The 18,138-nt window shown below is 66.7% G+C and carries 20 protein-coding genes; 14 read left to right on the forward strand and 6 right to left on the reverse strand.

Annotation, left to right across the window (positions count from 1 at the left end; all coding sequences use genetic code 11):
• The first annotated feature begins 114 nt into the window (after positions 1-114).
• Entirely contained in the window at positions 115-801 is a 687-nt protein-coding gene (locus HTA01S_RS01060; RefSeq protein ID WP_068166558.1) for a TetR family transcriptional regulator, read from the forward strand.
• Positions 802-818: 17 nt separating this feature from the next.
• On the opposite strand, the gene HTA01S_RS01065 is transcribed toward HTA01S_RS01060, so the two are convergent.
• Positions 819-1,970, reverse strand: a complete 1,152-nt coding sequence (locus tag HTA01S_RS01065; protein WP_157571945.1) for an MFS transporter — start codon at positions 1,968-1,970, stop codon at positions 819-821.
• An 8-nt stretch (positions 1,971-1,978) separates the two neighbouring features.
• The gene (gene rmuC / locus HTA01S_RS01070) at positions 1,979-3,484 is read right to left on the reverse strand and encodes a DNA recombination protein RmuC (protein WP_068167094.1); all 1,506 of its coding nucleotides are present in this window, start codon (positions 3,482-3,484) and stop codon (positions 1,979-1,981) included.
• Between the two features lie 364 nt (positions 3,485-3,848).
• Here rmuC and HTA01S_RS01075 point away from each other — a divergent pair, with 364 nt between their 5' ends.
• The 13 genes from HTA01S_RS01075 to HTA01S_RS01135 all read left to right on the forward strand — a co-directional run bounded on the left by HTA01S_RS01075 (position 3,849) and on the right by HTA01S_RS01135 (position 12,941).
• A complete protein-coding gene (locus HTA01S_RS01075) occupies positions 3,849-4,325 on the forward strand; it encodes a Na+/H+ antiporter subunit E (protein ID WP_068166560.1) in 477 nt (158 codons plus the stop codon).
• A complete protein-coding gene (locus tag HTA01S_RS01080; RefSeq protein WP_068166562.1) occupies positions 4,325-4,609 on the forward strand; it encodes a monovalent cation/H+ antiporter complex subunit F in 285 nt (94 codons plus the stop codon). Before HTA01S_RS01075 ends, HTA01S_RS01080 begins: the two co-directional genes overlap by 1 nt.
• Positions 4,606-4,935, forward strand: coding sequence for a monovalent cation/H(+) antiporter subunit G (gene mnhG / locus HTA01S_RS01085; RefSeq protein ID WP_068166565.1), 330 nt, complete (start codon positions 4,606-4,608; stop codon positions 4,933-4,935). The genes HTA01S_RS01080 and mnhG overlap by 4 nt, the downstream gene beginning before the upstream one ends.
• A 14-nt stretch (positions 4,936-4,949) precedes the next feature.
• On the forward strand, positions 4,950-5,468 hold the full coding sequence (locus HTA01S_RS01090) for a DUF4040 domain-containing protein (protein WP_245637978.1): 519 nt from the start codon (positions 4,950-4,952) through the stop codon (positions 5,466-5,468).
• Positions 5,465-5,893 carry a Na(+)/H(+) antiporter subunit B gene (locus HTA01S_RS01095; RefSeq protein ID WP_068166571.1) on the forward strand — a complete coding sequence of 143 codons (429 nt, stop codon included), beginning with the start codon at positions 5,465-5,467 and terminating at the stop codon, positions 5,891-5,893. Before HTA01S_RS01090 ends, HTA01S_RS01095 begins: the two co-directional genes overlap by 4 nt.
• Before the next feature lie 8 nt (positions 5,894-5,901).
• On the forward strand, positions 5,902-6,285 hold the full coding sequence (locus HTA01S_RS01100) for a cation:proton antiporter subunit C (RefSeq protein ID WP_218017293.1): 384 nt from the start codon (positions 5,902-5,904) through the stop codon (positions 6,283-6,285).
• The gene (locus HTA01S_RS01105; protein WP_068166573.1) at positions 6,282-7,763 is read left to right on the forward strand and encodes a monovalent cation/H+ antiporter subunit D family protein; all 1,482 of its coding nucleotides are present in this window, start codon (positions 6,282-6,284) and stop codon (positions 7,761-7,763) included. Before HTA01S_RS01100 ends, HTA01S_RS01105 begins: the two co-directional genes overlap by 4 nt.
• Complete coding sequence (locus tag HTA01S_RS01110; protein ID WP_068166576.1) at positions 7,763-9,235, forward strand: monovalent cation/H+ antiporter subunit D family protein; 1,473 nt, start codon at positions 7,763-7,765, stop codon at positions 9,233-9,235. The genes HTA01S_RS01105 and HTA01S_RS01110 overlap by 1 nt, the downstream gene beginning before the upstream one ends.
• Before the next feature lie 5 nt (positions 9,236-9,240).
• Complete coding sequence (locus HTA01S_RS01115) at positions 9,241-9,510, forward strand: hypothetical protein (RefSeq protein ID WP_068166578.1); 270 nt, start codon at positions 9,241-9,243, stop codon at positions 9,508-9,510.
• The gene (locus HTA01S_RS01120) at positions 9,503-11,188 is read left to right on the forward strand and encodes a Na(+)/H(+) antiporter subunit D (RefSeq protein ID WP_068166582.1); all 1,686 of its coding nucleotides are present in this window, start codon (positions 9,503-9,505) and stop codon (positions 11,186-11,188) included. The genes HTA01S_RS01115 and HTA01S_RS01120 overlap by 8 nt, the downstream gene beginning before the upstream one ends.
• A gap of 93 nt (positions 11,189-11,281) precedes the next feature.
• On the forward strand, positions 11,282-11,752 hold the full coding sequence (locus HTA01S_RS01125) for a RidA family protein (RefSeq protein ID WP_068166584.1): 471 nt from the start codon (positions 11,282-11,284) through the stop codon (positions 11,750-11,752).
• Positions 11,753-11,832: 80 nt separating this feature from the next.
• Positions 11,833-12,417 (forward strand): hypothetical protein, encoded by a 585-nt coding sequence (locus HTA01S_RS01130; protein ID WP_068166589.1) that lies wholly within the window; start codon positions 11,833-11,835, stop codon positions 12,415-12,417.
• Between the two features lie 17 nt (positions 12,418-12,434).
• Positions 12,435-12,941: a GNAT family N-acetyltransferase gene (locus tag HTA01S_RS01135; protein ID WP_084235753.1), complete on the forward strand. Its 507-nt coding sequence runs from the start codon at positions 12,435-12,437 to the stop codon at positions 12,939-12,941.
• Here HTA01S_RS01135 and HTA01S_RS01140 read toward each other — a convergent pair.
• The 4 genes from HTA01S_RS01140 to parC form a co-directional block, all read right to left on the reverse strand.
• Entirely contained in the window at positions 12,905-14,185 is a 1,281-nt protein-coding gene (locus tag HTA01S_RS01140) for an alanine racemase (RefSeq protein WP_068166618.1), read from the reverse strand. The genes HTA01S_RS01135 and HTA01S_RS01140 overlap by 37 nt on opposite strands.
• A 79-nt stretch (positions 14,186-14,264) precedes the next feature.
• Positions 14,265-15,404 carry an MBL fold metallo-hydrolase gene (locus HTA01S_RS01145; protein WP_068166620.1) on the reverse strand — a complete coding sequence of 380 codons (1,140 nt, stop codon included), beginning with the start codon at positions 15,402-15,404 and terminating at the stop codon, positions 14,265-14,267.
• Between the two features lie 199 nt (positions 15,405-15,603).
• On the reverse strand, positions 15,604-15,783 hold the full coding sequence (locus tag HTA01S_RS01150) for a hypothetical protein (protein ID WP_068166622.1): 180 nt from the start codon (positions 15,781-15,783) through the stop codon (positions 15,604-15,606).
• Positions 15,783-18,122, reverse strand: a complete 2,340-nt coding sequence (parC, locus tag HTA01S_RS01155) for a DNA topoisomerase IV subunit A (protein WP_068166625.1) — start codon at positions 18,120-18,122, stop codon at positions 15,783-15,785. The genes HTA01S_RS01150 and parC overlap by 1 nt, the downstream gene beginning before the upstream one ends.
• Between the last annotated feature and the right edge of the window lie 16 nt (positions 18,123-18,138).

Raw genomic sequence — 18,138 nt, forward strand, 5'->3', positions numbered from 1 at the left:
AGCGATGACCAACGAAGGCAAGGGGTTGAACTATACATACATTCGTGAATGTATGTATAGTTCAACCCAACAAATTCCCAAATTCATGTTAGGGTCATCGACTGGAGACATCACATGGTTCGACGCACCAAGGCCGATGCCGAGGCCACCCGCCACAGCCTGCTCGACGCGGCCGAGCTCCTGTTTCAGGCGCGTGGCGTCTCGCGCACCTCGCTCAACGACATTGCCACGGCCGCCGGCACCACGCGGGGCGCCATCTACTGGCACTTCAGGGACAAGGCCGATCTATTCAACGCGATGATGGAACGCGTGGTTCTGCCGCTGGAAGAAACCCTGAACAAGGTAGGGAAAACCCCATCAACCCTTGCAGACCCACTGCAGTCACTGCGCGACTCCATCGCCTACGCCCTGCACAAGACCGCCACCGACGAGCGCACGCGCCGCGTCTTCGAAATAGCGACCCTGCAGGTGGAATACCACGATGAAATGCACGCGGTGCGCGCGCGCCACCTCCAGGGCCGCAACGACTGCATGCAGCAGACCGCCGAGGTGCTGCGGTCGGCGGCGGACCAGCAGGGGTTGACCCTCGCCATCCCGGTGCAGAGCGCCGCGCTCGGCCTGCACGTGATGATCGACGGCCTGATCCAGAACTGGCTGCTAGACCCCCAGGCGTTCGACCTGCGGCGCTGCGGCCGGCAGGTGGTGAACACCTATCTGGCCGGGCTGGGTTTTCCGCCGGTCACCCTGCCCCGCCCCCAAACCCGCCGCACGCGGCAGCCGCCGGCCCTGGAGACGGCGTGACACCCCGGGGAGCGGCCTCAGTGAGACCTTGCCCGCAGCTTCAGCCGCCAGGCCAGGGGTGAGCCCGCCCCCACCACCGCGCCCACCACCCAGAACACCCAGGCCACGCCCACCAGCGCACCGGCCGAGCCCAGCAGCAATGGCATCACCACGCTCGATCCATTGATCGCCATGGCCCGCATGCCCAGCGCTTCACCATGACGGTGCCGGGGCGTGAGTTGGTGCAGCGTGCTCATGACCATCGGCTGCACCGACCCCAGCGCCAGCCCCAGCAGGATGGACAACAGCCCCATCGCCCAGGTCGCCTGCACCAGGGGGTACAACGCAAACAGCAGCGCGGTCGCCAGCATCGCCGAGCCGATCACCACCGATTCGCGCAGGTGCGCGGCCAGCCAGGGCATGGCCAGCCGGATGGCGGTGGCGGCCAGCGCGAAAGCCCCCAGCACGGCGCCGATCGCGGTCGCGCTCAGGCCACGCTCGTGTCCGATCACCGGCACGATGAAGGTGTGTACGTCCCAGCACGAGGCCAGCATCCAGTTGATCAGCATGAGGCGGCGGAACGCGGCGTCAAGCAACAGGTTCCATGGTGATCCGCTGGTGTTTCGCTGCTCCGGGGCCAACGGTTCATGCTCCACCGTGCCGCGCATCCAGATCCAGGCCAGCGAGGGCAGCAGCGCGAGCAGCAGGAACGCGGCGCGAAACCCGAAACTGTCGATCATCACGCCCGCAGCCAGCGGGCCGATGAAATTGGAAATGGACGGCCCGATGGCCATCCAGCTGAACACCTGCTTGAGTGTGGTGGCATCCGTCGCGAGCCGCCCCACATGGCGCTGCAGCGCGATCACAGCCATCCCGGTGGCCCCGCCGCAGGTCAGGGCGGTGAGGCACAACACGCCATACACCGGGAAGACCACGGCCAGCAACGCGCCCCCGGTGGCCACACCCACGGCCAGCCGCACCGGCTTCCTGAGGCCCCGGCGGTCGGCATAGCGGCCCGCCGGCAAGGCCAGAAACACCTGGGCCACCGCGAACAGCGCCAGCAGCATGCCCACCGCGACCGGGCTGTGACCTTCGCGCAGCGCCATCAATGGCGCTGCCATGCGAAAGCCGGTCATGCAGGCGTGCAGACAGACCTGGGCGGTGATCAGCCGGGCCAGCTCGGCGCGCAGTGTGGGGGTCAAACGTCTTCGGCCGGGTGGGTGTCGAGCGGCAGCAGTGCGCTGGCCTGCTCCTGCGGCAGCGCCTCCACGGTCTTGAGCGCGCGGCCCATGGCGCGGCTGCGGGTCTCGGCGTTGTCCAGGGTGTTGAGCACGGTCTGGGTCTGGGCCTTGACCTTGGCCAGCACGTCACCGAACTTGCCGAACTCCGTCTTGACCGCTCCCAGCACCTGCCAGACCTCGCTGCTGCGTTTCTCCAGCGCCAGCGTGCGAAAGCCCATCTGCAGCGAGTTGAGCATGGCCATCAGCGTGGTCGGCCCGGCCAGCGTGACGCGGTACTCGCGCTGCAGCACTTCCATCAGCCCCGGACGGCGCAGCACCTCGGCGTACAGGCCTTCGGTGGGCAGGAAGAGGATCGCGAAGTCGGTGGTGTGTGGCGGCTCCAGGTACTTGTCGGCCATGCTTTTGGCTTCGAGCTTGATGCGCTGCTCCAACCCGCGCGCGGCCAGCTCGGCGCCTTCCACATCGGCGCGCTGCTGTGCGTCGAGCAGGCGTTCGTAATCTTCGTTCGGAAACTTGGCGTCGATCGGCAGCCAGCACGGCGCGCCGTCGTCACCGCGACCCGGCAGCTTGATCGCGAAGTCCACCGCGTTGCGGCTCCCCGGGCGCGTGGTCACCTGCGTGGCGTACTGGTCGGGCGCGAACACCTGCTCCAGCAACGCGCCGAGCTGGGCTTCGCCGAACATGCCGCGGGTCTTCACGTTGGTCAGCAGGTGCTTCAGATCGCCCACGCCCTGCGCCAGCGTCTGCATCTCGCCCAGCCCCTTGTGCACCTGCTCCAGCCGGTCGGCCACCTGCTTGAAGCTCTCGCCCAGGCGGGCCTGCAGCGTGCTCTGCAGTTTTTCGTCCACCGTGGCCCGCATCTCGTCGAGCTTGGCGGCGTTGGTCTGCTGCAGTTGGGTCAGCTGGTTTTCCAGCGTGGCGCGCACCTCGCTCAGGCGCTGCTGGTTGCTTTCCATCATGGCCTTGAGCTGCTGGGTGATGGTGTCGCCCAGCGTCCCGCGCAACTGCATGAGCTGCTGCGCAAAGGCGTCGATCTGCGCGTTCTGCGTGCGTGTGGCCTCGGCGGCCTGCTGCCCCATGCCCAGGCTGATCGCCTGCAGCTGCTGCGTCAGCGTGTCGCCCAAGGTGCCGCGCAGCTGCAGCAACTGCTGGGCAAACGCATCGAGCTGGGTGTTCTGCGTGCGGGTGGCTTCGGCGTCCTGGCGCGTGAGCGTTTCCTGGAAAGTGGCCAGGGTCTGCTGGATTTCCTGCCGCCCGCCACGTGCGTTTTCACCGATCTCGCGGCGCAGCTCGCTTTCCACGCGCTCGATGCGCTGGGTGGTCTGCTGCCCCTGGCTTTGCAGCGTGGCCAGCAGCGCCTGGCGATGCGCCTGCTCCTCGGTGTCCAGGGGCTGGCGCCGCAACAGCAGCCACACCACCAGCACCAGGTTGGCCAACAGCAGGAGCAATACGAGCCCATCCATCAGATCCGCGCTCACTGGGCTTCCCTCCGTGCTGCGCACTGCGGGGCTGAGCGCCTTCGGAACGGCCGGGCGGCGCTCATGCTGCACCTCGGGGCGATGGCTGATGTCTGGATGGCGCACGCATCTCGTTCGGGCGTGCCATCGGTGCGGAAAAAAACATTCGGTCGGTCTCGTCAAACAGGGTTTCGGTCGGTCGGTGTGTCCGTATGCTATCGGGATTTCATGAATAGCCAGCACGGCGCAGATGAACCATGATGCGAGCGTTTTGACCGTCGAAAGCGCCCATTTTGGCTATCAAAGCCGTCCGCTTTCTGTAGGGTACCGCTGGCTATAATGCCGCTCCGCTGATCACCGTTGGACTGCCGTGTTTCGCTCATTCAGCCTGTTCCTCACCCTCTACGCCTTCTGGCTCCTGCTGTCGGGCTTCTTCACGCCCTTCCTCATGGCAGCCGGTGCTGGCAGCGCGTTGGCGGTGGTGTGGTTCGCGCAGCGCATGGATGTGGTGGACCACGAAGGCCATCCCATCCAGCTGGGCGCCAAGGCCCTGGTGTATTGGGTCTGGCTGTTCAAGGAAATCGTGAAGTCGGCCTGGGACGTGAGCAAGATCATCCTCAACCCCAAACTCCCGATCAGCCCCACCATGGTCCGATTCCAGCCGAGCCAGAAAACCGATGTGGGCCTGGTGCTGCACGCCAATTCCATCACCCTCACGCCGGGCACCATCACCATCGAAGCCTGGCCCCACGAGTTCCTGGTGCACGGTCTCACACGCAACGGTGCCGAGGGCACGATCGACAGCGACATGGATCGCAGGGTCTCGGCCTGCGAGGGCTCCCGCTGATGTTCGCCGCCGCCGCCCTCGCGCTCCTCGTCACGCTCACCCTCGCACTCATCCGCGCGGCCCTGGGCCCCACGGTGTTCGACCGTGCCCAGGCCGCCAATTCCATCGGCACCGTGGCCATGCTGCTGCTGGCCGTGCTGGGTTTTCTGACCGGGCGGCCCGAGTTTCTGGACCTGGCCATCGTGTATGGCCTGCTCAACGTGATCGGCACCATCGCCGTGTTGAAGTACTTCCGCAAGGGGGACCTGGGTGACCCGGGTGATGAAGAGGAGCCGACGGCATGAGCGCAGTGATCGACATCCTGAGCTGGGCCTGCCTGGTGGTGGGCGGCTTCTTCTGCTGCGTGGGCGCCCTGGGCCTGCTGCGCATGCCCGACTTCTACACGCGCATGCACGCCGCCAGCGTGATCGACACCCTGGGTGCTGGCCTGATCCTGGTTGGACTGGGCCTGCAGGCGGGCTGGACCCTGGTCACGGTCAAGCTGCTGATGGTCGGCCTGCTGATCTTCTTTGCCAGCCCCACCGCGACGCATGCCCTGGCCCGTGCGGCCATGGCGCGTGGCCTCAAACCCCTGCTCGCCCAGCCGGAGAATCCATCATCGAAACCCTGATCATCAACGTGCTGATGGTGCTGATGGCGGTCACCGTCTGGGTGATCGCGCGCAGCCGCAACCTCTTTGGCGTGGTCGTGCTCGGCGGCATCTACAGTTTCCTGATGGCCACCGTGCTGGTTGCGATGGACGCCGTGGACGTGGCCATGACCGAAGCCGCCGTGGGCGCGGGCATTTCGACCGTGCTGTTTCTGGGTGCGCTGCACCTGTGCAAGAGCGAGGAAGCGCGCCCGGTGAACAAGCCCTGGCTGCCGCTGTTTGTCTCTGGCGCGGTGGGTGCGGTGCTGGTGTACGGCACGCTGGGCCTGCCGGAATTTTCCGATCCCAAGGCACCGATCCACACCCATGTGGTCCCACGCTACCTGAACGAGATCAAACAGGAGGTCGATGTGCCCAACGTGGTCACCGCGGTGCTGGCCAGCTACCGGGGCTACGACACATTGGGTGAAACCACCGTGGTCTTCACCGCCGGTGCGGGCGTGATCGCCCTGCTGCGTCGCCGCCGCAGGAACAGCAAGGACGACAAGGCATGAGGCACGACCTGATCCTGCGGGTCATCGCCAAGCTGCTGATCCCGTTCATCCTGCTGTTCGCGCTGTATGTGCAGTTCCACGGCGATTTCGGCCCGGGCGGCGGCTTCCAGGCCGGTGTGATCCTGGCGGCCGCGGTGATCTTCTACGCCCTGATCTACGGCCTGGCCGACGCGCGCAAGGTGGTACCCGAGCCGCTGGTGGAGTCCATGATGGCCATCGGCGTGCTGATCTACGGCGGCGTGGGCGTGGCCGGCCTGCTGCTGGGTGGCAACTACCTCGACTACTTCGTGCTCGACCACCATTCGGTGCATGGTCAGCACCGCGGCATCTTCTGGGTGGAAGTGGGTGTGGCCACCACCGTCTCGGGTGTGATGCTGAAGATCTTCTACATGTTTGCCGACCGCGGCAACGCCGACGACGAGTGAGCGGCACCATGAACACCACCATGACCCTGGGCGGCCACTTCACCTACTTCATCACCATCTTCCTGATGATTGCCGGGCTGTTCATCGTGATCGCCCGCGGCAACCTGATCAAGAAGCTCATCGGGCTGGGCATCTTCCAGACCTCGGTCTACCTGCTCTACATCGCCCCGGGCAAGCTGGTCGGCGGCACGGCGCCCATCCTGAGCGACGCCTTCACGGTCTATTCCAGCCCGCTGCCCCACGTGCTGATCCTCACGGCCATCGTCGTGGGTGTGGCCACGCTGGCGCTGGGTCTGGCGCTGGTGGTGCGCATCCGCGAAGCCTACGACAGCATCGAAGAAGACGAAATCCTGAACATGGACGCGGTGCCGAGCCGCCAAGAACAAGCATGAGTCTGGCTCAGCACCTGCCTGCCTTGCAGGTGGTCATTCCCCTGCTCGCCGCCCCCATGACGGTGCTGCTGCGTCAGCGCACGCTGGCTTTTGCCGTGGCCCTGCTGGCCAGTTGGGCCGCGTTTGCGATCGCCATCGCGCTGTGGCTCCAGGTCGACGCCAGCGGCACCATTTCCTACGCCATCGGCAGCTGGCCCGCGCCCTGGGGCATCGAGTATCGGGTGGACCGCCTGAGCTCGTTCATGCTGGTACTGGTGGCCGGCATTGCCGCCCTGGTGCTGCCGTATTGCCGCCGCAGCATTGAAGACGAGGTGCCGCAGCGGCAGCACTATCTGTTCTACACGATGTTCGTGTTGTGCCTGACCGGCCTGCTGGGCATCTCCATCACCGGCGATGCGTTCAACATCTTCGTGTTCCTGGAGATCTCGTCGCTCTCCACCTACGTGCTGATCGCCCTGGGGCGCGACCGCCGCGCGCTGGTCGCGGCCTACCAGTACCTGATCATGGGCACCATCGGCGCCACCTTCATCGTGATCGGCATCGGCCTGCTCTACCTCATGACCGGCACGCTGAACATCGTGGACATGGGGCAGCGACTCGCCGCCGTGCAAGGCACGCGGCCGGTTTTGGCCGCCCTGGCCTTCCTGACCGTCGGCATTTCGCTCAAGCTCGCGCTGTTCCCGCTGCACCAGTGGCTGCCCAACGCCTACACCTACGCGCCCTCGGCGGTGTCGGCCTTCCTGGCCGCCACGGCCACCAAGGTGGCGGTGTATGTGCTGCTGCGTTTCTATTTCTCGGTGTTCGGCCAGTCGCAGGTGTTCGGCCAGTTGCCCATGCAAGAGGCCATGCTGCTGCTGGCCCTGGCCGGCATGTTCGCCGCGTCGGCCACCGCCATCTTCCAGTCCGACCTCAAGCGCCTGTTCGCCTACTCCAGCGTGGGCCAGATCGGCTACATCGTCCTCGGCCTCTCGTTCGACTCCACCACGGGCCTGACCGCCACCATCCTGCACCTATTCAACCACGGCATCACCAAGGGCGCCATCTTCATGCTGCTCGGCCTGGTGGCCCTGGTCATGGGCGGCACCAGCCTTTCGCGTATCCAGGGACTGGGCAAGCGCATGCCGCTGACCAGCTTTGGCATGGTGATCTGCGGCCTCTCGCTCATCGGCGTGCCGGGCACCGCCGGGTTCATCAGCAAGTGGTATCTGCTGCTGGCCGCACTCGAACAGGGCCAGTGGTGGCTGGTGTTCCTGATCCTGCTGTCTTCGCTGCTGGCGGTGGCCTACGTCTGGCGTTTCGTTGAAGCGGCCTACTTCCGCGAACCGCGCCAGGACGTAGACGTCAAAGCCTCCGTGCCCTGGTCCATGGGCGTGCCCACGGCCCTGCTGGTGGCAGCCACGGTGTATTTCGGTCTCAGCACGGCGTTCACTGTGGGCTCGGCCAGTCAGGCCGCCACCTTCCTGATGGGGGCGCGCTGATGTTCACCGCCGACGACGCCATCCTGATCGCCCTGCTCGTGCCCGTCCTGGGCGCGATCGGCATCGCCCTGGCCCACCGCTGGCCCAACCTGCGCGAAGGCATCACGCTGACCACCGCGGCGGCATTGCTGGCCTGCGTGCTGACCATCCTGCCTGCGGTGCTCGCGGGCGCGCGGCCCACGGCCAACCTCTTCAGCGTGCTGCCCGGGCTGGACATCGCCTTCGAGGTCGAGCCGCTGGGCATGCTGTTTTCCCTTGTTGCCTCGGGCCTGTGGATCGTCAATTCGGTCTACTCCATCGGCTACATGCGCGGCAACAACGAGGCCCACCAGACGCGCTTCTTCGTCTGCTTCGCGCTCGCGCTCTCGGCCACCATGGGCATCGCCTTCTCGGGCAACCTGTTCACGCTGTTCCTGTTCTACGAAGTGCTCACGCTGATCACCTACCCGCTGGTCACGCACCACGGCACGGAAAAGGCCCGCCAGGGCGGTCGCGTCTACCTCGGCCTGCTCATGGGCACCTCGGTCCTGTTCCTGCTGCCGGCCCTGGTGTTCATCTGGTACCTGACCGGCAGCACCGACTTCACCGCCGGCGGCCTGCTGTCCGACCAGCTGGGCCCGCTCGGCCTGATGGGCCTGCTCGTGCTGTGCATGTTCGGCATCGGCAAGGCCGCGCTCATGCCCTTCCACAGATGGCTGCCTGCGGCCATGGTGGCGCCCACGCCGGTGTCGGCGCTGCTGCACGCGGTGGCGGTGGTCAAGGCCGGCGTGTTCAGCGTGGTCAAGGTCATCGTCTACATCTTCGGGCTCGACACACTGGGCGTGAATGGCACGACGGACTGGCTGATCCTGCTGGCCGGTTTCACCATCGTCTCGGCCTCGGTCGTGGCGCTCAGTGCCGACAACCTGAAGCGCCGCCTCGCCTACTCCACCATCAGCCAGCTGTCCTACGTGATCATGGCCGCCGCGTTGCTGGCGCCGCTGTCGGTGGCCGGCGCCACGCTGCACATTGCCGCGCACGCGCTGGGCAAGATCACGCTGTTCTTCGCGGCCGGCGCCATCTACACCGCCGCCCACAAGACCGAGGTGAGCCAGCTCGACGGCATCGGCCGGCGCATGCCCTGGACCATGACGGCCTTTGCCATTGGCGCACTGTCCATGATCGGCCTGCCTCCGGCCGCCGGCTTCGTCTCCAAGTGGTACATGCTCTCGGGCGCGATGGCGTCCGAGCAGTGGATCGCGGTGGGCGTGATCGCCTTGAGCACGCTGCTCAACGCGGGCTACTTCCTGCCCATCATCTACCGCGCCTTCTTCATCGCCCCCGCGCACGACGAACACGATCACCCGCACGGTGAAGCCCCGCTGCCCATGGTGATCGCGCTGACCGCGACCGCCGCCGGCACCGTGCTGCTGTTCTTCATGCCCGATGTACCTCTGGCGCTGGCCCGGCAGATGCTCGGCCTGGGAGGATGAACGCCATGCAACAGCCCAACGACCCCCAACCGCACTGGCTTGACCACCCGGCCAACGTCAAGCGCCTCTACCGCGGCTTCCTCGTGGTGCTGGCGCTCACCGTGCTGGCCGAGCTGCTGGTGCACCTGCACCCCCACTTCGAAGTGGACGCGCTGTTCGGCTTCAACGCCTGGTTCGGTTTTCTGGCCTGCCTGGCCATGATCGTGGTGGCCAAGGGCCTGGCCCTGGTGCTCAAGCGACCCGACACCTATTACGACGACAAACACGATGAATGACCTCGTCCTGCACCCCGGGCTGGTGCTGATCGTCGGCGCCCTGCTGCTGCCGTTCCTGCGCGGCACACCGCGCTCGGTCGCCATCGTGGCGCTGCCGCTGGTGGTGCTGGGCCTGGTCTGGCTGGTGCCCGATGGCGCGGTCTGGCAGTTGCGCTTCCTCGACCACACCATCACCCCGCTGCAGGGCGACAAACTCTCGCGTCTGTTCGCCACCATCTTCGCCATCATGGCCGTCGGTGGCGGCCTGTTCGCGTTGGGCCAGAAGAGCCGGCTCGAAGTGCCAGCCGCCTTCGTTTATGCCGGTTCGGCCATCGGCGTGGCCCTGGCCGGTGACCTGATCACCGTGTTCGCGTTCTGGGAGCTGATGGCCGTGGGCTCCACGCTCGTGCTCTGGAGCCAGGGCAGCGAGGCTTCGTACCGCGCCGCGCGCCGCTACGCCATGGTCCACCTGCTGGGCGGCGTGATCCTGTTCGCCGGCGTCACCGGCCACGTGGTGCAGACCGGCAGCGTCGCCTTCACGCACATGGAAGCGGACTCGATCGCGCACTGGCTGATCCTGATCGGCTTCCTCATCAACGCCGGCGCGCCGCCGCTCTCGGCCTGGCTGCCCGACGCCTACCCCGAAGCCTCCTGGAGCGGCACCGTGTTCCTCTCGGCCTTCACCACCAAGACGGCGGTGTACGTGCTGATCCGCGGCTTCGCCGGCACCGAGCTGCTGATCTGGGTCGGCCTGTTCATGGTGTTCTACGGCATCGTCTACGCGCTGCTCGAAAACGACATGCGCCGCATCCTGGCCTATTCCATCGTGAACCAGGTCGGTTTCATGATCGCGGGCATCGGCATCGGCACCGAAATGGCGCTCAACGGCGCGGCCGCCCACGCCTTCACCCACATCATCTACAAGGCCCTGCTGCTGATGTCGGCTGGCTCGGTGCTGCTGATGACCGGTCGGCGCAAGTGCTCCGAGCTCGGCGGCCTGTTCCACACCATGCCTCTCACCACGGTCTGCGGCACCATCGGAGCGCTGGCCATCTCATCGTTCCCGCTCACCTCGGGCTTCGTCTCCAAGTCCATGGTGTCTCAGTCGGCCGCCGACGGCCACATGCTGGTCGTGTGGCTGGCGCTCACCGCCGCCTCGGCCGGCGTGTTCCTGCACGCAGGCATCAAATTCCCCTGGTTCGTCTTCTTCCAGAAAGACTCGGGCCTGCGCCCCGCCGAGCCACCGGCCACCATGCGCTGGGCCATGATTTTCTTCGCCTTCCTGTGCATCGCCATCGGCGTCTGGGCCGAGCCGCTCTACGCCCTGCTGCCCTACCCCACGAGCTACGAGCCCTATACCTGGGCCCACGTGCTCGCGCAACTGCAGTTGCTGCTGTTCTCGGGTCTGGCCTTCTTCGTGATGCTGCCGTTCCTGAAACGCACGCTCACCATCACGCTCGACACCGACTGGTTCTGGCGCCGCCTGGGCCCCGCGATGTACGCGCTGGTGCAAAAGCCCTACGCCGCCATCCAGCGCCTGCTGAGTCGCGAACTCCGCCGTACCGGTAAAGCCACCGGCGCCCTGGTGCTGCGCCACTACGGCCAGGACGGTCGCCTCGCCCGCACCTGGTCCACGCGCAGCATGGCGCTGTGGGTGCTGGTGCTGCTGGCCGGCTACCTGCTGTTGTATTACGCCTGAGCCACCCCTCGGCGAACCCGCCGATAGAATGGCCCGCACCCCCTGCAGCCAGCGGCTGCAGAACCCATTCCCCCGCCTTCAGGAGCCCTTTCCATGAGCGTTTACGACAAGCTTTCCCAACTCGGCATCGAACTGCCACCCGTGGCCATCCCCGCTGCCGCCTATGTGCCGTTCGTGCAGACCGGCAATCTCATCTTCCTGAGCGGCCACATCGCCAAGAAAGACGGCAAACCCTGGGTCGGCCAGCTCGGCCTGACCACCACCACCGAAGAAGGCAAGGCCGCCGCCCGCGCCATCGCCATCGACCTCATGGGCACACTCGCCGCCGCCTGCCTGGCCGCCGGCAAGACGCTGGACGACGTGAAGCGCATCGTCAAGGTCATGAGCCTGGTCAACAGCACCGGCACCTTCACCGAACAGCACCTCGTCACCAACGGCTGCAGCGAACTGCTGGGCGAAGTCTTTGGCCCGCAAGCCGGCGCCCACGCCCGCAGCGCGTTCGGCGTGGCGCAGATCCCGCTGGGGGCTTGTGTGGAAATCGAACTGATCGCTGAGCTGGGGTAAGCCACCAGCATTCGGGGCGGCGCGCGGAGACATGCCGACGCCGCCTGTCCCGCTCAGAATGGCGCGCGCAGCGCTCAAGCATGAACAAGGCCAAGCGCCCCTCCATCCAGCGCCTCGCACTTTTGCTGTTCGTCGTTGTCCCGCTGGCGGCGTGGATGTTGGTGAAACCGGTCCGTGTGCTGGCGCCTGGGTTGGTGGGCATGGCGTGTGGGGTTGATGCTCCCGTGTGCGTCGACGACCCGCAGCGGCTGCAGGCGGCGAACGGGCTCTATGCCGAGGCGGTCACGTTCGTGTCGCAAGCCATCGCCCCGCTGCAGCACCCTCCCCGCGTCATTTTTTGCTCGACCGAGGCCTGCGCCGACAGCTTCGGGCTGGGTGCGCGGTCGGCGGTCACCGTCGCCAACTGGGGCATCGTCATCGGCCCTCGCGCCTGGAAGTCCTACTACGTTCGCCACGAGCTGATCCATGTGCTGCAGGGCCAGCGCCTGGGCGTGGTGCGCCGCCTGTTCATGCCCACGTGGTTTGTCGAAGGCATGGCCTATGGCCTGAGCCTGGACCCGCGTGCACCGCTGGCCGACCCGTGGGAGGCACACCGCGCGCGCTTCAACGCGTGGGCCACACGCATCCCCAGGGATCAGTGGTGGCAAGAGGCCGGCAAGCTGTGAGGTCAGAATCCCCACCCATGACCGCAACCCACACAACCATCTCCACCCGAAACATGCAGGCGGCTGACTTGCCTGCACTCGCGCATCTGTTCAACCTTTACCGCCAGTTCTACGAACAGGCGCCGGACCTCGGCCTTGCCCAACGGTTCATCGCAGAGCGGTTCGCCCGCCATGAGTCGGTGGTGCTGGTGGCCGAAACACCCATGCACGAACTGGTGGGTTTCTGCCAGATGTACCCGAGCTTCTGCTCGGTCGAGGCCGCGCCCATCTATGCGCTGTACGACCTGTTCGTGCTGCCCGAGGCACGCCAGCTGGGCGTGGGTCGGGCGCTTCTGCTGGCCGCAGAAGCCCGGGCGGCGGCCGACGGCAAGCGGCGCATGGACCTGACCACGGCCAGGACGAACTTCAAGGCGCAGTCGCTGTACGAGTCACTGGGGTGGGTGCGCGATGAGGTGTTTTTTGCGTACAGCCGGCGTGTTGCCGACGCTCAGAACCAGGTCGTCACCGCGTCCACCACGCGGTAGCCATCGTCCACCACCGGCATCCAGCGCCATTTGTCGAAGGTGGTGCAGGGGTGCGAAATGCCCGAGGCCACGGTTTCGCCGAGCTGGGGCCATTCTTCCTTCGGGGCCAATGGGTCATGGCGCAGGTAGGCGTGCTGGTCGTTGAGGGCGTCGATGCGCCAATGGGCGGGCACCGCCCTCGGTGCACCGCCCTGCCCGTCCGAACGCCAGAGGGGCAGCGGCAGGTCGAGGTCGTGCGACACGTCGCGCCGGCCCATGCTGAGCAGCGCCAGACCGGGCTCGGGGCAGCTCTGCACACAGGCCAGCACCTCCAGCGCGGGCTTGAGCGTTTCGCGCAGGTTCAGGCGTTCTGCCACGCAGCAGAGATACCGCGTGTAGCGCTGGTGGTCGTGCGTGAGATAACAGCCTGAGCGCAGCACGCCGCGCACCGGGCGGCCGAGGTTCGGCGTGAGACGTTCGGCCACGAGGTCGAAGATGGCGGAGCCACCGGCGCTGAGGATGATTTCGTCTTGCACGAACCAGCCCTGGGCAATGGCTTCACGGGCTGTTGCCTCCACGCGGTCCATCAGGCACTGCACGGTGGCGCGGTCTTTGGTGTGATCACAGGTGGCGGTGGTGCCTTCGTAGCACTCGATGCCGGCCAGTTGCAGCACCGGGCTGGCATGGATGCGCCACGCGATCTGCCGGGCCTCGTCCGCGCTGCGGCAGCCGGTGCGCTGGCCGGCGATGCCCAGTTCCAGCAACACCTCGAACCGGCCCGTGAAACCGCGTGCAATGGCCCAGGCTTCGATGGCGTCCACCTGCCCCACCGAATCGACGAGGAACAGGGAACGCAGCGCGGGGCGTTCGGCGTGCAACACCGCCAACGCGTCCAGCTCGGCGCGCTGGATCACCTGATTCGCGATCAGCAGCACCGGCACCTCGTGGCGCGCGCCCACGGCCGCCTGGAACACGGTGGCGAAGCTGATGCCCCAGGCCCCGGCGTCCAGCTGCATGTGCCAGAGCTCGGGCGACATGCTGGTCTTGCCGTGCGGCGCGAGGTGCAGGCCGCGCTGCGCGCAGAAGTCGCGCATCCAGTGCAGGTTGTGCCGCAGGGCACTTTGTTTGAGCACCGCCAGCGGCAGGGCCAGATCGCCACGCAACAGTTGCCAGCCCTGCTCGGCGATTTGTTCGCGCGCGAGCGGTGCCAGGCCGGTGGGGAAACCTTTGAGGTGGGGGCCGAAGGGGGGTGTTGTGGGGTTCATGGCGATGCGTTTTTACAAATGGATTGAGCGCACGGTGCGCACGGTGCGCCCGCCGCCCTCCTGCGCATCATGCCCGCACTCAGTCCAGTGGCCAGCTCATGCCCTTGGGCAAGGGTCTGTCGGCCTCGGTCTCCAGCGGCGCAGCCACGTGCGCGGGCGCGGGCGCGGCCTGCGTTTCCACGCTGCGCCACCAGGGCCGGGTTTTTTCCACATGCGCGGGCTCCACCGCCTGCCCGAGCACGGGCATGAGCAGCGGGGTGTCTTGCCGGTCGGCCTTTTGGATCAGCACCTCGGCCGGCTGGTCCCAGGCGTGCATGGCCAGCGCGAAGGTGCCCCAGTGCACCGGCAACAGCACGCCACCGCCGAGCAGCCGATGGGCCGTGAGCGCGTTGTCGGGGCCAAGATGGATGTCGCCCCAGGCGGGGTGGTGGGCGCCGACTTCGAGCATGACCAGATCGAACGGACCCAGGCGCTCGCGGATCTCGGCGTACTCGGCGGTCAGTCCGGTGTCGCCGCTGAAGAACACGCTGTGGCGGTCGGACCGGATGACGAGCGACGACCAGAGCGTGGCGTTGCGGTCTTTCAGGCCACGGCCCGAGAAATGTTGCGAGGGCGCAGCGGTGACGGTGACTTCGCTGCCTGGCAGGCGGTGGCTCTCCCACCAGTCCAGCTCGGTGATGCGTTCGGGCGGCACGCCCCAGGCCTGCAAGTGCGCGCCCACGCCGAGCGAGGTGACGAAGGGCACCTCGCGCTGGTTCAGCGCGCGGATGGTGGGGTAGTCGAGGTGGTCGTAGTGGTCGTGCGAGATCAGCGCCACGTCCACCGGCGGCAGCTGTTTCACGCTCACCGGCACGGGCTGGAAGCGCTTGGGGCCGAGCAGCGTGGACGGCGAAGCGCGGGGGCCCCAGACGGGATCGGTCAACACGCGCAGTCCCCCGATCTCGATCAGCACCGTGGAATGGCTGAGCCAGGTGGCGCGCAGGCCGCTCTGGGGCTTCAGGCGCCAGGCATCGCGCGGGTCCAGCGAAGGCAGCGGCGCGCTGGGCACGCGACGTTCGCCACCGCAAAGAAAGTCGCGCACGCCCGGAAACGGCACGCTGGTGTCGCGCAGGCCGGGTGCGATGGGAAAGACGTTGCGAAAACGATCGCCCAGCCATTGTGCCGAGGCCTTCATGCGCTCCAGGCGCTGGCCTTCGGCCCGTTTGCCCATCGATTTCATGCAGTTCCTTTTGCGGTCAGCAGCGTTGCAAGACCACAGAACATGACAGCACCACGATGGATTTCAAGCCGGTGTCTGACATGCCTGCTCGCCTCGGCGTTTCTCGCCGCACCGGCCTCCACCCAGAGACACCGCCGGGCTGGCTTCGCCAGACGGCAGGTGTCGCCCCCTGGGGGGTGACGCGAAGCGGCGCGGGGGGTCAACCCTTGTTTTTGCGCGCCTGAGCACGCCGCACTTGACGGCTTTGCCCGGCCAGCTCGCGCTGCGCCTGCCGGGCATCGCGGCGGGCCTTGAGCCGCTTGCCGATGATGCGCGCGACAAAGAAGGTGAGCACGAAGCTCCCCAGCATCAGGAACAGGCCGATGCCGTCCGCGCCCATCACTCCACCCGCGTGATGCGGTTGGGCTTGAAGCCCAGATCGGCCGCCTTGCCCTTGCGGGCGCGCGCGGCGCGGGCGTTGTTCAGGCTGCGGATCTCCAGCGTTTCGTCACGCTCCTTGCCGCCGCGACCGATGCCTTCGATCTTCACGCTGCGGGTGTAGGCCGCTGCGCCGGCGAGTGTGTCCTTGGCTTCGAGGTCGATCAGCATCAGGCCGCGCCCGCCCTTCTCCATCGCCTTGAGTTCGGCAATTTCGAAGGTGAGGATGCGCCCGCCGGTGGACGCGCAGGCCACGTGGGTGGCCGGCGGCAGTGGCTGGCTGCCCGAGGTATTGGCCACGTGCGAGGGCGCGCAGATGGTTTCACCCTCGCCCACGCTGATGAAGGCCTTGCCGGCCCTCTGGCGCGAGACCAGGTTGTCCACGGTGGCCAGAAAGCCGTAGCCACCGGTGCCGCTGAGCAGCAGCGTGGCGTGGGCCGGGCCGGCGAAGTAGTGCAACGGTTGTGTGCCGCTTTCCAGCTCGATCAGCGTGGTGATGGGCTGGCCGTCGCCGCGCGCGCCGGGCAGGCTGGCCACGGGCACGCTGTAGACGCGGCCGTTGCTGCCGAAGACGATGAGCAGGTCCACCGTGCGGCATTCGAAGGTGCCGTACAGGCCGTCGCCCGCCTTGAAGGCGAAGCTGGCAGCTTCGTGGCCGTGGCCGGTGCGCGCGCGCACCCAGCCTTTGCTGGAAATGACGACCGTGACCGGCTCGTCCACCACCTTGATTTCGGCCACGGCCTTTTTCTCGGCCTGGATCAGCGTGCGGCGCGCATCGGCAAAGGTCTTGGCATCGGCCTCGATCTCTTTGACCATCAGGCGCTTCAAGCTGGCCGGGTTGCCCAGGATGTCTTCGAGCTTGCCCTGCTCTTCGCGCAGCTCTTTCAGCTCCTGCTCGATCTTGATGGCCTCAAGGCGCGCCAGTTGGCGCAGGCGGATTTCAAGGATGTCCTCGGCCTGCCGGTCGCTGAGCTTGAAACGCTCGATCAATGCCGCCTTGGGTTCGTCGCTGTGACGAATGATCGCGATCACTTCGTCGATGTTCAGCAGCACGAGCTGCCGGCCTTCGTAGATGTGGATGCGGTCGAGCACCTTGTTCAGGCGGTGCTGCGTGCGGCGCACGATGGTGCCCTGGCGGAATTCGATCCACTCGCCCAGCATCTGCCGCAGGCTCTTCTGCGTCGGCCGCCCGTCCAGGCCGATCATGGTCAGGTTGATCGGCGACGAACTTTCCAGGCTGGTGTGGGCCAGCAACGCGGTGATGAGCTCGCTCTGCTCGATGCGGCTGCTCTTGGGCTCGAACACCAGGCGCACCGGCGCGTCTTTGCTCGATTCGTCGCGCACCACGTCCAGCACCATGAGCATGCTGGCCTTGAGCTGCGTCTGTTCCTGGCTCAGCGCCTTCTTGCCGGCCTTGACCTTGGGGTTGGTGATCTCTTCGATTTCTTCCAGCACACGCTGCGTGCTCACGCCGGGCGGCAGCTCGTTCACCACCAGTTGCCACTGGCCACGCGCCAGGTCTTCGATCTTCCAGCGCGCGCGCACTTTCAGGCTGCCGCGGCCGGTACGGTAGGCGTCGGCAATGTCGCCGGCCGGGCTGATGATCTGGCCACCGCCGGGGTAGTCCGGGCCGGGGAGGATGGCGAAGAGTTCTTCGTCAGACAGCTTGGGCGTCTTGATCAGCGCCACGCAGGCGTCGGCCACTTCGCGCAGGTTGTGGCTGGGGATTTCGGTGGCCAGGCCCACGGCGATGCCCGAGGCGCCGTTGAGCAGGTTGAACGGCAGGCGCGCGGGCAATTGCTTGGGCTCTTCGAACGAGCCGTCGTAGGTGGGGATGAAGTCCACCGTGCCCTGGTCGATCTCGTCGAGTAGCAGGCCGCTGATCTTGGCCAGCCGCGCTTCGGTGTAGCGCATGGCGGCGGCGCCATCACCGTCGCGGCTGCCGAAGTTGCCCTGGCCGTCGATCAACGGATAGCGCTGCGAGAAGTCCTGCGCCATGCGCACCAGCGCGTCGTACGCAGCGCTGTCGCCGTGTGGGTGGTACTTGCCCAGCACGTCGCCGACCACGCGCGCGCTCTTGACCGGCTTGGCGGCCGTGTTGCCGCTGTAGCCCAGGCCCATGCGGTCCATGGCGTAGAGGATGCGGCGCTGCACCGGCTTCTGGCCGTCGCAGACGTCGGGCAAGGCCCGGCCCTTTACGACGGAGAGTGCGTATTCGAGGTAGGCGCGTTGGGCGTAAGCCGCGAGGTTGTCGTTGTCTTCTGGGGTGTCCAGCGGGAGTTCGGGGTTGAAGGTGTCCATGAAGTCTGTTGCGTGA

The sequence above is a fragment of the Hydrogenophaga taeniospiralis CCUG 15921 genome, assembly GCF_001592305.1.
Classification (GTDB): Bacteria; Pseudomonadota; Gammaproteobacteria; order Burkholderiales; family Burkholderiaceae_C; genus Hydrogenophaga; species Hydrogenophaga taeniospiralis.